We start from the raw sequence: 13,986 nt of genomic DNA, 5'->3' as shown, positions 1-13,986 counted from the left end.
ACAGGATGAAATGCTAAGTATTTATGAGCAAGTAATCCTGGATTCCTCAATAAGGAAGCCCTTATTCACGTTGGGGCGTTGTTATTTTATAGAGCTTTTGGATATACTACACAACTGGAAGCATCGCTTAATTAATTGGAGGAGGGAGATACGTTTGCGGCGGATAAAGATTCGAAAACATTCGGTTCGTAACGATAGCTCGAACGAGATTGAATCGCCAAATCACTCGCTCCCTAATGAACAAAATGCAGAATTATGCACAATACTCGCTGTTAACGAGAAGAGGCTTAGAGAAACTTTTCAAGCATGCTCCGATATCGTATTTCGTCCAATCTGCAGCAACCCCGAAGTTCTTCTGATTTACACCGATGGTTTAATCGATACAAAAACGTTGGACAAAGTTGTTTTAACGCCTTTCCTATTTAATGGAGCTCCTCGCGGGTTGAATGGTGATTCTATTTCAGGACAGATCATCCAGGAGCAACTGGTTGCCATCTCGCAAGTTCAAACGGTTTCTACATTCAACGACGTGTCCGATGGGATTCTGAAGGCGAATATCGTCCTATTGGTGGAAGGTGAAAACAAGGCGCTAGTCGCGGATCTCAAAGGATTCGAAAAACGCGCTGTTGAAGAGCCGGAGGCTGAAGTTTCTATCCGCGGACCCAGGGACGGATTTACGGAAACGTTACGAATCAATACCAGCTTAATACGCAGACGAATCCGCAGTTCAAAACTGAAAATGGATTCGGTTACGGTTGGTCAAGTTTCTCAGACAGAAATCGTGCTTGTATATATTGATGGGATTGTCTCGAATACGATCTTGGAGGAAGTCCGTAAAAGAATCGACAGAATTCAAATTGACGGGGTTCTTGAATCAGGTTTTATCGAAGAATTTATTGAAGATGCCCCTTGGTCTCCATTTCCACAAATCCAAAATACCGAGCGGCCCGATATCGTATGCGCCAGTCTCCTTGAAGGGAAAGTCGCGATTATCGTCGATAACACCCCATTCGCGCTGATCGTTCCTATGACTTTTTGGACTGGCTTGCAAGCGGTAGAGGATTATTACGAACGCTCCATCTATACGACCTTTGTTCGATTAGTTCGCTACTCCTTGTTAAATATCGCACTGTTGCTTCCGTCTTTGTACGTCGCGCTCTCAACCTATCATCAACAACTTATTCCTACGAACCTACTCGTCAGTATCGCTAATTCAAGGGAAGGAGTCCCTTTTCCGACGTTTGTCGAGACGTTGTTGATGGAGTTTATGTTCGAAGGCCTCCGGGAAGCGGGAATTCGCATGCCTAAAGCAGTTGGTTCGGCCGTTAGCATTGTGGGAGCGCTGGTTATTGGACAAGCCGCCGTACAAGCAGGCATCGTATCGGCACCTGTCGTTATTGTCGTAGCCACGACCGGGATCGCATCTTTTGCCATCCCTCGATATAATTTCGGGGCCGCATACCGGCTTCTTCGTTTCCCGATGTTGATCTTGGCGGGAATGCTAGGTTTATACGGAATTATAAGCGGATTACTTCTCATGATCATCCATCTTCTTGGTCTACGTTCGTTTGGAGTTCCATATATGAGTCCGGTAGCTCCGCAAATCCCTCAAAACCTGAAGGATGTTTTCATTCGTGCACCCAGATGGAGTATGAACCAACGCCCTTCATTCTTCTCCGGGGCGAATAAGAGGCGCATCCCGGAAGGACAAAAACCAAGTCCAAAGCGAGGGAGAGCAGGAAAATGAATAAGAAACGGAGGCTATGTTTCTGTTTGATTCTCTCGCTTTTTTTCACAACAGGCTGTTGGGATAGTTCGGAAGTAAACGATATTGCCATTGAACTCGCATGGGGGATCGACAAGGCTCCGAACAAGAAAGTCAAGATCAGTGCTCAAGTAATCATCCCGTCGAAAATGAGCGGCGGACAGGGTGGAGGTACTGGTGGATTAAGCAAGGGAAAACCTTATTTTGTCGTATCGAGCGATGGAATGAATACGCTTGATGCGATACAGCGGATGCAGACTAAGCTTTCCCGGCAAGTGTTTCGCGGTCATCGGCGGGTCATTGTGATTGGGGAATCCATGGCCAGACAAGGAATAAAGGATATATTCGATACATACACCCGAGATCCAAACCTCAAGCTGCGAACCGATATATTTATTGTCAAGGGGGCTTCCGCAAATGATTTCTTAAAAACATCGTACCCATTAGAAAATATTCCGAGTCTAGGAGTTTTAGGAGAGTATAACCAGATGGGAACACTCATGGAAATAGGGTTATTAAACTTTCTGCTCTCTGCGACCAGCGAAGGAACATGTCCAGCCATACCCTCGGTTGCGATCGGCATGAACCCAGCTTCACAGGACGAAGAAAAACAGAAAAATCAATATAATGAGGAAGGGTTCCGAATCACAGGGCCAGCATTATTTAATAAAAATTTGAAGTTGGTTGGATTTTTGAATACAGAGGAAGGTAGGTCGATGCGATGGGTGGCCGGGAATCTTAATAAGCTAACGGTATCGTCAACGATACCGCAAGTGGAAGGCAACGTCAGTATAGATATCTACAAGATAGGCAATAACATACAGCCGATCATCCAAGGGGACAAGTTAAAAATCCTTGTCACGTTAACGGGGCAAGGAGCGATTCGCGAGAACAACACAAATCTGGATCTTACGCAGATGAAAAATATTATCCTTTTGCAAAACGCACTGGACAAACACGTTGAAGAAAACGTACTTCGAACGATCACCAAAGTGCAAGAAAAATACGGGACAGATGTATTCGGATTCAGTGATGTCATCCGAAGAAAAAATTTGACATTGTGGAAATCCATAAGAAATGACTGGGAAGCGGAGTTTCGGGAAGCAGAAATATCCGTGAACGCGGAATTGACGGTTCGACAGATAGGAGTAACTGGCCCATCGTTGCATTTGAACCCAAACGAGATTAAGAAATGATGCTTCATTTCTTCAATAGCCGCAGCCAAGTAACGATGAGAAGAATCGTAGGTAAGACTATGAGCAAGGGTACCCACACATAAGGCACCAAAATTTCAAAGTGGTGATAATAAATGTGCTCGGAAATGTTTTTGGACAGGGTCATTCCAAGGAATAGTGAGATGGCGAATGCAGGGATGACAAGTACGCGGTAACCCTTCATATTCGTAAGTTGCTGAATCCCTCTTACCGCAGCAAACATATAAACGACGCTTTTTAAAAGTGCCGTCATCAAAAAATAGAGCACGCCGAACATCTGTAAATTTTCAATGAAATGTCCGATACTGATCAAACTCAACAAGGTATAAAGCGGGTATACAAGACCCGAAAACATACCTCCAAAAACTAAAATAGCCAACACGTCAAAGCAGGTTACCATGATTCCAGACAGAATAGTGGCAAGAAGCGTAATCTTCATCACTTTTTCAGGCCGCTTGGTCTCCGGCCAGAACATCGCAAGGACGAGCGTTTCCCCGAAGGACTGAGTAATGCCGGTTGGATATACAACCTTCAAAACTGGCTCCCACCCGTATTCAAAAACGGGCAGCAAATTATTAATATGCAAGACGTTGGAGCTCAAAAGAAAAATGACCTCAATACAAAACATGATTAATACGATGGGAAGGATCATTTCTCCCAGTCGAGCAACGATCTCAATGCCGCTATATACACAATAAGCAATGATGAAGGCAAATACACCTGAGATTATGAGAAGGGGGGTGCTAGGTAATACGGTTGTTGAAACCATATCTCTGATATCCGCAATAATCCGTCCAACAATATACAAGAACATAAGAGGATACAGAAAAGCAAGAGGCGTCCCGATCCAGCGCCCGAGTTGTGCCGGAAACCATTGGACAAGGGTTAGCCCAGGATTCATCCGCATTAAAGCGATGTAGATCAACACAATGAATACACCCAGACAACAGGAAAACAGTGCGGCAATCCACGCATCCCGGCCGGCTGAGCCTCCGAAGCCGAATATAATGGTAGTACCTAATTGGAAAATGAAAGTAATCGTAAATAACTGATAGACAGTGATTTTATTCATAGTTACCTCTCGATTTATGTACTTGCTGTTTCTGTCTGAATATAAGCGGTTCAGGTCCCACCCACATTAGTTATTATTTCCATTGGAAAGATACGGTAATCGGTTCATAGATATATTTTATGGCAAGGTTTACTATTTCGCTGAATCAATGGGCAGAGCCTTAACAACTATGTGATCGAAAGATATCAAGACAGAAATTCGGAGGAAAGTCATCTAACTCCAGCCGAGTTGATGGATACCATTAAATCAAGAGTCATCTCTGTTGCGAAAGTATATGGTTCCGCCGAAAAAGATCAACTCGTAAAAGCAACAGGTTAAGGGAATTTAATAAAATGTTGATGGCAGAAGGAGTAGAGCCTGTCGCCCCGTCATTAAAAATAAATGGAGACGGAACGCTCAGGATATCGGATATCGTTGTTTTTAATGGCTTTAAGCTGGCAGGCGTGCTTGATGGGGAAGAAAGCAAGGGCTTGGCACGAATAACAAGTCTGAACATACAAGAAATGTCTTCCGTATCCCTAACGGCAACTGATACTGGAGCTTCTGTATCCGCTATATTCAGACTTCGTGATAATAAATCGAAAATAAAAATTAAAGCAGGCGAGGAGGTACCCGAAGTATTCATTAAGACGTAAGCCAATGCTACGATGATCCAATTCGACGGTGATATCGGAGCCATAACGCCGGAGATTCTCCGCGCATGCGAAAAGGAACTGGAAGACAAGGTGAAAAAGGAGCTTGAAGCCACAATAACAAAAGCCCAAAAAGAGTTTAAATCAGACTTTCTGGGAATAGGGCAAATTTTTTATCAACAGCATCGTAAAGAATGGAAAACTAAATTTAAGCCGAAATGGGATGAAGCTTTTCCGGAAATTCCTATTCATGTTGACGTAAAAATAAAAATACTCAATTCAGGAACCAAAGTTGTTCCATTAAGCGAACAATAATCGATAATGTTCAGTTAAGTAACGGGAGACGATAGTTCAATAATGACATGGAGGCAGCCGGTCACGCGATCAGCTGCTTCTTTTAATCTAACGGGCAGTATAGCACCAATACTTGGTAATAAGGAAATATGGTAAAGTAGGTGAAAGATATTATAATAATTTGAGAACGGAGTGACAATTTGATTGTAACTTATGAGGAGATCACCCAGAAAGGTGTTGGGTTACAAAATGAGGATGCCATTATTACTCTTCCCAAAGCAAATTTGTATGGAGTTTTGGATGGAGTATCTTCATTGGTACCCTATTTAAATTCCAAAAAGGAAACTGGTGGTTTTATTGCGGCGAATTTGATAAGAGACTACTTCGAATCTATTGCTGATCTTGGAAGTCTAAAGGACCACATGGTTAAAGTAAATGATCTACTTAGGGAACAAATGGTGCTCGCAAATATTGATCTGGAGAAAAAAGAAGAACTTTGGGGAGCAGCATTGTCAATCGTACGTGTTCAGGATGATGGTGTGGAGTTCATACAGACGGGCGATTGCATGATTCTAGCCGTGTATGATAATGAGGAGGTTCGCCCATTAACATGGAGACAAGTTTCTCACTTAGAAGCACCGGCATTCGCTAAATGGCAGGAAGGAATAACTAAAGGCCTGAAAAGCCAGAAAGAGCTTCATGAAACTGTTATTGATACAATAAGAAAAAACCGATATCAGTCTAATACTGATGGAGGTTACGGAGTCCTAAATGGGGAAAAGAATGCAGTTCGTTTTTTCGAATACGGTAAAGTTAATCTGACATGTCTAAAACATATCATTTTGTTGACTGATGGGATGTTTTTGCCAATAAATATCGTTCCCGAACAGAGCTCGTATTGGAGCTTTGTTGCGCATAGAATATTGAATAAGGGTATCAAACTATATACTCAAGAGTTAGTAGAACTAGAAGAAAGCGACTCCGAGTGTATTGACCATATCCGCTTTAAGAAATCGGATGATAAGACCGCAATTGTGATTAGTTTTCAAAGTGCTCTATGAACCTTCTATTAGCAGCGCTCGTAATTTAAGAATAACAGCACTATCATAAACTATTTACTCTGGAGCGACTTATGTGCGCGTTAATTGTATGCATATGTAAGGTAACATGTAATTCATACCTGTGAATAGGGATTACTCAGGAGTTTAGAGGCTACAGACGAAGCTATGTTCATTTGTAGTCTTTTTGTCGCTCTTGGATATTCTGAGGAGGAGTAATCATTAGTAAGCCGTGTTCACTTATTATTTTTTTGCGAATTCACAAGGAGGAATAGGGTATGCAATTAAGCGATTGGTGTGTAGAGACGATTACTTATCACGTATCAAGTGAATATTCTATTCGACTGGCGGAGCCAGAAGAATGGGGATTGTATTGTTCGGTTATCGAAACTCTCCTCGATCCCACAAACACCAGACAGTTTGATTATTTCGATTTTTCTGAATATAATAGAGTAAATAGTTCCAATTTATGGTATAGTATTTTGTGGTGAATGTCATACTATAGGGGCTGCATAAGGATGATAGGGGATACGACAGAGAAAGAGCGGACGATATTTGATCATGCTGGAAATACGATCAAGACAGAAGATCGAGAGATACGTATTCTTGCCAAGTATGAGGCGCCATTGGTTGTCGTACTAGGAAATGTGCTTAGCGATGAGGAATGCGATGAGCTAATTAAACATTCTAGGGAACAATTGCAACGTTCAAAAATAGGCGGAAATCGTGCAGTCAATCAAATTAGAACGAGCAGTGGGGTGTTCTGTGAGGAGAATGAAACGATTACAAGAATCGAGAAGCGATTCTCTCAAATTATGAATATTCCTATCGAGCACGGTGACGGTTTGCAAGTTCTGCTGTATACCCCTGGCCAAGAGTATCAACCTCATTATGATTTCTTTGCAGAAACGAGTCGAGCAAGTGCTAACAATCGAATTAGTACGCTCGTGATGTATTTGAATGATGTGGAGGAAGGCGGAGAAACGGCGTTCCCCATGCTTAATATCTCAGTTTTTCCTAACAAAGGCATGGCTGTCTACTTTGAATACTTTTACAGCGATCATGAATTAAACGATTTTACCCTGCATGCAGGTACACCAGTGATCAAAGGGGAAAAGTGGGTTGCAACGATGTGGATGAGAAGGCAAGCCCTTCGCTCTTCCTAGATGTATGATCATGTACTGAGTGATTCGGAAGCAATGGAAAGTCAGGTTGTTACTAATTCTAGCAGCTCTCAAGTGACATCAAAACGGTGACTACACCTGTAGAAGCCTATGTGGCGTGATCTTCGAACAGGGGTTCAAATCCCCTCGCCACCATCTCCACCATGGAAAAAACCGACCTCATGATGGTCATCCCCCCGTCAAGTAGACAAATGAAAAAAAGCTAAGCAGCCAGCGCGCACCGGTATTCAATCGGTGCGCGTTGTTTTAGTTTGGCTTGAAACCGCTGGTAGTTATAAAAATCTGGAAATTGGATCGACTTGGTCGGACGACAAAGCAGTTAATCGAGCTTTCGCATGACCTTAAAGAAAGAGGAGTCAGTCTGCAGATCAATCACCCTGGGAGTAGATACAAGCACACCAGCGGATAAGCTTTTTTTCGCTATTATGGCTGGTTTAGCTGAAATGGAGGCAGAGACAATTCGAGAAAGAACCCAAGTCAGACTACAAGCAGCTAGGGCTCGAGGTAGAAAAGGAGGAAGACCGCCGTTGGGTAAGAGCAAAGTTGAAATGGCGTTGCTTCTGTATGAGAGTCGGAGATATACGACAAAAGAAATAACAGAGCAGACCGGAGTATCTAAAGCAAAGCTATATCAAGTTCTCAAGAACAAATAAGCTTGAAACTGAAGTTTCACTTACAGGTCTATAGAATTTAAGTGATCATTTATTTAATCAGATTCCTTTTTCCTACGGCCATTGAAGCAAGGACGATATCTGCAGAAACTCGGGTCGGCAGCAGCGTTGCAACTAAGTGGCCATTCTGGAGTCGTTGTTAAGCTAACTAAAATAAATGGATGTAAAGGATTTAAAGTCTCTTGTATAAGCTCCCATGGAAGAATCACGGCGTCTCCATTTTACCTAGCTTGTTTTCGAAACCCCATATTTATACGAAGCAGTCATAAGTCTAAGTTCGCCACTCTCGATCTCTTCAATAATCGTGAGTTTCTCCTACGCATGATATTGAACTCTAGACATGAAAATACTCCCCTCATAGCAGCAGGTTTTTATTATTTCATCTGCCTACTATTTGGGGAGCATATGACACTATTCTAAGTCATTTCGGGGATGCGGATTAATCGGCGGATATAAGAATTGATTATCTTTCTTCGGATCATGATCATCGGGGTTTTCGCTTTTATCTGGCATCTCGGCAGAAGTCATATCCGACATAGCTTTAAAGCTCACGAAGTCTTCGACTTCATCAAGCTGGTTGTTTTCAGTCATTGCAAGGCTCCTTAATAGTGGATTTCTTTTCTAGGCAATTATTCACCTTATATTTGCTTTTTATTCAGGAATTCAAGGAAGCAAAGTCCCTTTGCAAGCTCAATCATTATACCCTTAGTTAATTCTCCACTGTCCATTTCTACATACGTTCCACCTTGTATCCACCTTAACTATTCTTGCTTAAGGAGGCCACTTCAATATACGGAAAAAATTCCTGAATAAAGAACCCGGTCATGTAGACCAGGTTTGGTGATGCTTTCATAATATTTAACTGAGCATGTCAGCTTTACTTCGAATTATTTTGCACTCTAGGTTTTCCTTGATCGTTCGGGTCGTTAGATCGTGAAGGGCTATTCTTTGGGTTGTTTTTGTCTGGTTTGGATTTAGTACTCATTTTATAGTTCACCTCCTGTGTTATCCCTATAGTATTTCTCCAAACCGTTATCCTTATTAGAGTAATGTTGTATCCGTAATACCAGGCGCTGCGGTGGCCTGCAAATTGACGTTTCCACGCTAACGTGCAGAAATCATTAAGGGGACATGTTGAAATATGAGAGTACATAGTGCATTGAGGTGACGTGTATTTGCAAATAATCGGGCGCTTTTGAAAATAGCGATTCGTCCAATGTTTTACATGGGTATAAGCGAATCAAAACAGGTGTTTGCATGGAAAAATCACTTCCTAAATGACGAACGCAACAGTCCTTCAGAAGAATGCACGGCATGGTTGAGAAATGAGCTTGTAGAGCCTAAGGCAGTTCTAATTACTGACATTCTTAAAGAGATTCAAGAAGAGGTGGAAGATTAAGAACAATCAGCGTTACGCTAACGGGGAACGATAGTTGAATAACACACATGATTAGCAGGAGCTATGGTGGCCGGCTCATCTTATTGAGCTAACGGGCAGTATAGTTTAGTTATAAACGTACTTTCCAAAAAAGTGTGTGGTAAACTGTTCGAAGCACGACACTTAAGGGGGATTAAAGAAACTATGGAAGACTCTGTAGTTATACAAGCAGAACGAATTGCAGGCGATTTTCTTCTGGAACAAGTAAAAACTTCATATCAGATCATAGGTAAAGGCATCACAAATCAGGTTTGCGTAGTTGAGACGGAGAGTCGCAAAGTTGTTGTCCGCATGAACGATAAAGATACATTTCCAAGCTTTATCAAAGAAAAATGGTGCATCGAGCAAGCAGCCGCAGTTGGCATCCCTGGACCTGAGGTTTTGTCCATTGATATCGTTGATGAAACAGCCTATATGATTCAAACTTTTATAGATGGCAACAACGGGTTAGACAGTACGGTTCCCAAATCCGATATTTGGAGGCAGCTTGGCGAATATGCCAGGCTTATTCATTCGATTCCAGTGAAAGGATACGGGGAAAATCTGATTGATCCAGTCCATGGTGAGTTTCAGTCACCTTCTCATGCAGGATCGGACGGCAGTTGGCAAGGGTATGTGCAATATAATATCAATTGTTTGACTGAGCATGATCGCTTGATTGAGCTTGGAGTAATCACTCAGATGGAATCGCAGAGAGTAAGAAAACTGTTTGAAAATTTGAAGAGTGAACCGTTCCGCTTCGGTTTAAACCATGGAGATATCTCTTTAAAGAATACGATTGTCAATCAGGCAAACCAAGTTATATTGCTGGATTGGAATGCAGAAGTAAGCGTGGTACCGCATGCAACTGTTGCTCAATTGATGCATTACCAAATCCTGGGACTAGAAGAAAGCGCAAGTGTTGAGGAATTCAAAGCGTTTATGGACGGGTACGGAATAAGTGAAAAAGACCTTTCTGAAACGAGGCATTTGCTGCTAATAAGGGCTTTCGATAACCTCAGGTGGGCTATTGATAGAAGTCCTGATCTGATCGAACCCTATGCTGCGTTTGCGAAACAAGTCATTGACATGATTAGGAATTAGTTAGCAGAGATAGAGCGATGTTTTTAACAAAAGGCGAAAAAAATGATTAAGGTAACGGGTAACGATAGTGGAATAACATACATGAAGAGCAGGCGATGCCTGCTCTTTTTATTGAACAAACGGGCAGTATAACGCAATCGTCTGAATCAAAAGTTATACCCCTTGGAAATACTTTATCTATGTGTTTATCTAAGGTGGATTTGAAAGAGGTGGAAAGCTTATGAAAAAAATAGGAATGCTTATTATAGCTAAATTTGTCATTATTAAAATTGTTGGTGTGAAAGGCAGTTTGTTAAAAACAATCTCAACTTATCTTGAAGCCATAAAAGAAAAAGATGATACGAAAAGACTGAGCACAATCTATGCTCCTAATGTTTTTTCAGATGGTTTGAATAGACAAGAACCATATATTGTGGCGATTAAAGGATTAACACTAGATAACTACAGGACTTTGAATTACGAAAATTCATTCTTATCTGTTTACTGGCTATGTTGAAGGAATAGCCAAGGCTCTTCTGATTAGCAGGGCATTGTTGAAATCCATGCGTAAATCTCCTATAAATAGATGACTTCAAGTGATGAGTATTCGATCAGATTAACCCGAAGGGACTTCAATTACCTACCAAACAGCTTCAAGGCTCGACAAGGGAAAAAACTTTTATTTTGCCTGTTGACAACAATATGAATATAAGGTATCTTTAATTTAAGATATTTAATCTAAAGATAAATAGAACGTACCTTCTAAGTCATACAATAGCAGATCGAGTCGAAAGTGAAATGCGAAGTACAACGGGAATTGAGAATCGTGTGGTAAAGGAAGAATTTTTTATCTATAATATCTTAAATTAAAGATAATTAAATTGAAGACAAAAACCAATTAAACCAAGGAGTGATTCTTATGTTCAACCGTACTTCAGGCATTCATCATATCACGGCATTTGCCAGACACCCGCAAGAAAACGTCGATTTTTACGCCGGTGTCCTCGGACTTCGGCTGATTAAGAAAACGGTCAATTTCGATGCCCCTCATGTCTATCACTTGTATTTCGGAGATGAAGCGGGTAGCCCTGGCACTATTTTGACTTTCTTCCCTTGGTCCGAAGCTCGTCAGGGGCGGGTCGGTGGCGGTCAAGTCGGCATCACGACGTTCGTTATCCCGCCAGGCTCCATCGGCTTTTGGGAGCAGCGACTAGCGAGCCGTAGTGTTGTAACGAACCGTAGCATCCGCTTCGGTGAAACATATGTGCAATTCACCGATTCCGAAGGTCTACGCATGGAATTGGTTGAAAGGGAAGAAGGCCCAACCAGCACATGGGAGGTAGATGGCATTACTGCAGACTATGCGATCAAAGGGTTTGGCGGTGCTGTCTTGTTCAGCACGAAGCATGCCGATACCATCGACGTGTTGGAGCGTGTGCTCGGGCTGGTCAAAGTCGGTGAGGATGCAGGATACGTTCGCTTCCAAGCGACAGCGGAGCTGGGGAATCTAATTGATGTTCCGCTTGAGGATATGCACCATGGAAGTGGCGGTGCCGGAACAGTCCACCATATCGCTTGGCGGACCAGAGATGATGATGAGCAACTGGAATGGAGAGAAAGTGTGGCCCGCAGCGGCTATGCACCAACGGAAGTGAAGGATCGTCAATATTTCAAAGCAATTTATTTCCGAGAAAGCGGCGGTATTTTGTTTGAGATTGCGACCGATCCACCAGGATTCGCACGGGATGAGGAGCCGGAAGAGCTTGGGCACAAGCTGATGCTGCCGGAATGGTATGAGCCAAACCGAGCCGAGATTGAAGCCATACTGCCGCCATTAAAGAACAACGCCAAGTAACAGAATCATCACGCTTTATCCGTCAGTAGCCTAACTATTAATTTTTGGAATGAGGTGCGGATTATGATTGCCATTCTGGGACGTATTAACGAATTGAGCAGAAAACAGCATGCTGAAGGACTAAACGAGCAGGAGAAAAAAGAACAGGCAGAGCTTCGTACTGAGTATTTGCAGCAGATTCGCGGCCAAGTTCACGATATGCTGTTGGGTGTCTCGGTAATGGATGCCAACGGGCAGGACGTAACTCCGGCTAAGCTGGCAGCCGATAAAACGATTTTGCTAGGGGATGACCGCTAGATGGACTCTTTCAATAATATTACAGGGCAGATTCGCTAAGTAACTTTAAGATCAACACCATAAAAATTTGGGAGATGAATGAAAATGATGGATTTGGGACTTCTTATTATTCGGGTAGTGGTAGGATTGTTGTTTGTTGGTCATGGAGCACAGAAACTGTTCGGCCTGTTCGGGGGATATGGCCCGAAAGGGACAGGAGGCTGGATGGAATCGGTTGGCATTCGTCCTGGTGTTGTTATGGCTGTCTTTGCTGGAGTATTGGAACTGCTGGGCGGGGCATTGTTCGCCACGGGACTGTTCACAGCAGCAGCAGGAGTGATGATTGTAGTCACCATGGCAGGTGCTATAGTTAAAGTGCATCGGCCTAACGGCCTGTGGGCAACGGCAAATGGGTATGAATATCCGCTGGTACTCGTGGCTGTAGCTATCGGCGTTGCGCTGACCGGAGCAGGAGCTTACTCACTGGATGCGCTGTTGTTCTAATCTAAAAGTGGGGCACGAAATTACCATCAATGATATATTGGTCTCGGAAATGGATGACTTGGAAAAGATCGCGAAAAGCAAAATCCACCGCAATCTCGATATTATTGATGAGCGGGAACAGGAGATTATCCGCGATCGGTTCGGCCTCAACCAAGGGGAGCGAGGAGCGCAGCGGGAAATGGCGAAGAGCTTTGTCATGAGTTTATTAAGGTGAAGCGGTGAATATGTACACAAACGAGATGAGAACCACCAAATAAAAATTAAGTGCCGAAAAGTCTGTTGGACTTTCTCGTCACTCTGGGACCACTCTGATGAGTGGTTTTTTTATGTTTTCTATTTGTTTTTGAATAAATGACTTGGGTGAGTGCGTGCTGTTATTGCACAATTTATTGAGAGTTCAATATGAGGATTGATCAAGTTTGCCGATATAGTATTTAAGGTATCGCAAGCATTGTCAAAGGAATCCTTGCCCTGCGGAAGTCTTACGGAAGACGTTTCGGCTGCTGGCACTACTCTTAAAGTTGAGGCGATTACGTTTGCGAACGGCGGTGATAACTTTGCGATATATATTCCTATATTCGCAAGCCAAACTATTACCGGCAACATAGTGACGCTTCTAATTTTCTTTATTTTGGTGGCCGTGAAGTGCTTTCTCGGTTATAAGCTAGTAAAGAATCCTTTGGTAGCAAAGGTGCTTTAGAAATACGGACACGTCGCCGTCCGTTTGTGCTTATCGCACTTGGACTGTTCATTCTTTACCATAGCGGCACTTTCGGGTTGTTACCGTTCTAAAAACACTGTTCGTTGAACTATCGGGTAACGATATTGAATAACACACATAGATGAGCAGGCGCTACGAATGCCTGCTCTTTTTATTAAACTATGGGCAGGATAGCGCAACATTCGCCAGTATTTAGCGTCCTAATTTATGGGAAATGTAATATCGTTTCACAGTAGAAGG

Annotated in this window: 18 protein-coding genes and 1 pseudogene; 17 read left to right on the top strand and 2 right to left on the bottom strand. The window is 42.7% G+C overall.

Translation table 11 applies throughout. From position 1 onward, the window contains the following. Positions 1-154: 154 nt before the first annotated feature. Both HI950_RS29115 and HI950_RS29110 read left to right on the top strand, forming a co-directional pair. Positions 155-1,747, top strand: coding sequence for a spore germination protein (locus HI950_RS29115; RefSeq protein WP_223285575.1), 1,593 nt, complete (start codon positions 155-157; stop codon positions 1,745-1,747). Continuing rightward, positions 1,744-2,961 carry a Ger(x)C family spore germination protein gene (locus tag HI950_RS29110; protein ID WP_169089100.1) on the top strand — a complete coding sequence of 406 codons (1,218 nt, stop codon included), beginning with the start codon at positions 1,744-1,746 and terminating at the stop codon, positions 2,959-2,961. The genes HI950_RS29115 and HI950_RS29110 overlap by 4 nt, the downstream gene beginning before the upstream one ends. Positions 2,962-2,965: 4 nt before the next feature. Here the strand turns inward: HI950_RS29110 and HI950_RS29105 are convergent, their stop codons facing one another. Further along, entirely contained in the window at positions 2,966-4,051 is a 1,086-nt protein-coding gene (locus HI950_RS29105; RefSeq protein ID WP_169089098.1) for a GerAB/ArcD/ProY family transporter, read from the bottom strand. A 332-nt stretch (positions 4,052-4,383) separates the two neighbouring features. Here HI950_RS29105 and HI950_RS29100 point away from each other — a divergent pair, with 332 nt between their 5' ends. The 8 genes and pseudogenes from HI950_RS29100 (at position 4,384) to HI950_RS36535 (ending at position 7,872) form a co-directional block, all read left to right on the top strand. Then, positions 4,384-4,686 (top strand): Ger(x)C family spore germination protein, encoded by a 303-nt coding sequence (locus HI950_RS29100; protein ID WP_169089096.1) that lies wholly within the window; start codon positions 4,384-4,386, stop codon positions 4,684-4,686. Between the two features lie 12 nt (positions 4,687-4,698). Next, positions 4,699-4,998 (top strand): Ger(x)C family spore germination C-terminal domain-containing protein, encoded by a 300-nt coding sequence (locus HI950_RS29095; RefSeq protein WP_169089094.1) that lies wholly within the window; start codon positions 4,699-4,701, stop codon positions 4,996-4,998. Positions 4,999-5,177: 179 nt separating this feature from the next. Further along, a complete protein-coding gene (locus HI950_RS29090; protein WP_191297114.1) occupies positions 5,178-6,038 on the top strand; it encodes a protein phosphatase 2C domain-containing protein in 861 nt (286 codons plus the stop codon). Between the two features lie 275 nt (positions 6,039-6,313). Beyond that, entirely contained in the window at positions 6,314-6,526 is a 213-nt protein-coding gene (locus tag HI950_RS29085) for a hypothetical protein (protein ID WP_169089091.1), read from the top strand. A 27-nt stretch (positions 6,527-6,553) separates the two neighbouring features. Next, positions 6,554-7,201 (top strand): 2OG-Fe(II) oxygenase, encoded by a 648-nt coding sequence (locus tag HI950_RS29080; RefSeq protein ID WP_169089089.1) that lies wholly within the window; start codon positions 6,554-6,556, stop codon positions 7,199-7,201. 274 nt (positions 7,202-7,475) lie between these two features. Continuing rightward, positions 7,476-7,628 (top strand): recombinase family protein, encoded by a 153-nt coding sequence (locus HI950_RS37155; RefSeq protein WP_411268157.1) that lies wholly within the window; start codon positions 7,476-7,478, stop codon positions 7,626-7,628. Then, positions 7,555-7,716, top strand: a pseudogene (locus HI950_RS37150) (recombinase family protein); the annotation flags it as partial. The gene HI950_RS37155 and the pseudogene HI950_RS37150, both read left to right, overlap by 74 nt. A gap of 30 nt (positions 7,717-7,746) precedes the next feature. Beyond that, complete coding sequence (locus HI950_RS36535; protein WP_262985737.1) at positions 7,747-7,872, top strand: hypothetical protein; 126 nt, start codon at positions 7,747-7,749, stop codon at positions 7,870-7,872. 429 nt (positions 7,873-8,301) lie between these two features. Here the strand turns inward: HI950_RS36535 and HI950_RS29070 are convergent, their stop codons facing one another. Beyond that, entirely contained in the window at positions 8,302-8,481 is a 180-nt protein-coding gene (locus HI950_RS29070; RefSeq protein ID WP_169089085.1) for a hypothetical protein, read from the bottom strand. Between the two features lie 991 nt (positions 8,482-9,472). Between HI950_RS29070 and HI950_RS29065 the strand changes: the two genes are divergently transcribed. The 7 genes from HI950_RS29065 to HI950_RS37145 all read left to right on the top strand — a co-directional run bounded on the left by HI950_RS29065 (position 9,473) and on the right by HI950_RS37145 (position 13,725). Further along, the gene (locus HI950_RS29065) at positions 9,473-10,411 is read left to right on the top strand and encodes an aminoglycoside phosphotransferase family protein (protein ID WP_169089083.1); all 939 of its coding nucleotides are present in this window, start codon (positions 9,473-9,475) and stop codon (positions 10,409-10,411) included. Positions 10,412-10,631: 220 nt separating this feature from the next. Continuing rightward, positions 10,632-10,907, top strand: a complete 276-nt coding sequence (locus tag HI950_RS29060; RefSeq protein ID WP_169089081.1) for a hypothetical protein — start codon at positions 10,632-10,634, stop codon at positions 10,905-10,907. Positions 10,908-11,309: 402 nt separating this feature from the next. Further along, entirely contained in the window at positions 11,310-12,245 is a 936-nt protein-coding gene (locus HI950_RS29055) for a ring-cleaving dioxygenase (RefSeq protein WP_169089079.1), read from the top strand. Between the two features lie 63 nt (positions 12,246-12,308). Beyond that, positions 12,309-12,542, top strand: a complete 234-nt coding sequence (locus HI950_RS29050) for a DUF896 domain-containing protein (RefSeq protein WP_169089077.1) — start codon at positions 12,309-12,311, stop codon at positions 12,540-12,542. Between the two features lie 84 nt (positions 12,543-12,626). Then, the gene (locus HI950_RS29045) at positions 12,627-13,025 is read left to right on the top strand and encodes a DoxX family protein (protein WP_169089075.1); all 399 of its coding nucleotides are present in this window, start codon (positions 12,627-12,629) and stop codon (positions 13,023-13,025) included. Between the two features lie 58 nt (positions 13,026-13,083). Then, positions 13,084-13,239 (top strand): hypothetical protein, encoded by a 156-nt coding sequence (locus tag HI950_RS29040; protein WP_187768187.1) that lies wholly within the window; start codon positions 13,084-13,086, stop codon positions 13,237-13,239. Between the two features lie 195 nt (positions 13,240-13,434). Continuing rightward, positions 13,435-13,725, top strand: coding sequence for a cadmium resistance transporter (locus HI950_RS37145; RefSeq protein WP_169089071.1), 291 nt, complete (start codon positions 13,435-13,437; stop codon positions 13,723-13,725). The last annotated feature ends 261 nt before the right edge of the window (positions 13,726-13,986 follow it).

The sequence above is a fragment of the Paenibacillus sp. PL91 genome (assembly GCF_012935325.2).
Lineage (GTDB): Bacteria > Bacillota > Bacilli > Paenibacillales > Paenibacillaceae > Pristimantibacillus.
Note: the sequence above shows the minus strand (reverse complement) of the source record. Positions and strands in the feature narration are given on the sequence as shown.

Excerpts from the sequence above, each read along its gene's own strand:
- HI950_RS29050 (WP_169089077.1), top strand. The coding sequence starts at position 12,309 with ATGATTGCCATTCTGGGACGTATTAACGAATTGAGCAGAAAACAGCAT.
- HI950_RS29095 (WP_169089094.1), top strand. The coding sequence starts at position 4,699 with ATGATCCAATTCGACGGTGATATCGGAGCCATAACGCCGGAGATTCTC.
- HI950_RS29105 (WP_169089098.1), bottom strand. The coding sequence starts at position 4,051 with ATGAATAAAATCACTGTCTATCAGTTATTTACGATTACTTTCATTTTC.
- HI950_RS29085 (WP_169089091.1), top strand. The coding sequence starts at position 6,314 with ATGCAATTAAGCGATTGGTGTGTAGAGACGATTACTTATCACGTATCA.
- HI950_RS29110 (WP_169089100.1), top strand. The coding sequence starts at position 1,744 with ATGAATAAGAAACGGAGGCTATGTTTCTGTTTGATTCTCTCGCTTTTT.
- HI950_RS29060 (WP_169089081.1), top strand. The coding sequence starts at position 10,632 with ATGAAAAAAATAGGAATGCTTATTATAGCTAAATTTGTCATTATTAAA.
- HI950_RS29070 (WP_169089085.1), bottom strand. The coding sequence starts at position 8,481 with ATGACTGAAAACAACCAGCTTGATGAAGTCGAAGACTTCGTGAGCTTT.
- HI950_RS29055 (WP_169089079.1), top strand. The coding sequence starts at position 11,310 with ATGTTCAACCGTACTTCAGGCATTCATCATATCACGGCATTTGCCAGA.
- HI950_RS29065 (WP_169089083.1), top strand. The coding sequence starts at position 9,473 with ATGGAAGACTCTGTAGTTATACAAGCAGAACGAATTGCAGGCGATTTT.
- HI950_RS29100 (WP_169089096.1), top strand. The coding sequence starts at position 4,384 with ATGTTGATGGCAGAAGGAGTAGAGCCTGTCGCCCCGTCATTAAAAATA.
- HI950_RS29045 (WP_169089075.1), top strand. The coding sequence starts at position 12,627 with ATGATGGATTTGGGACTTCTTATTATTCGGGTAGTGGTAGGATTGTTG.
- HI950_RS29080 (WP_169089089.1), top strand. The coding sequence starts at position 6,554 with ATGATAGGGGATACGACAGAGAAAGAGCGGACGATATTTGATCATGCT.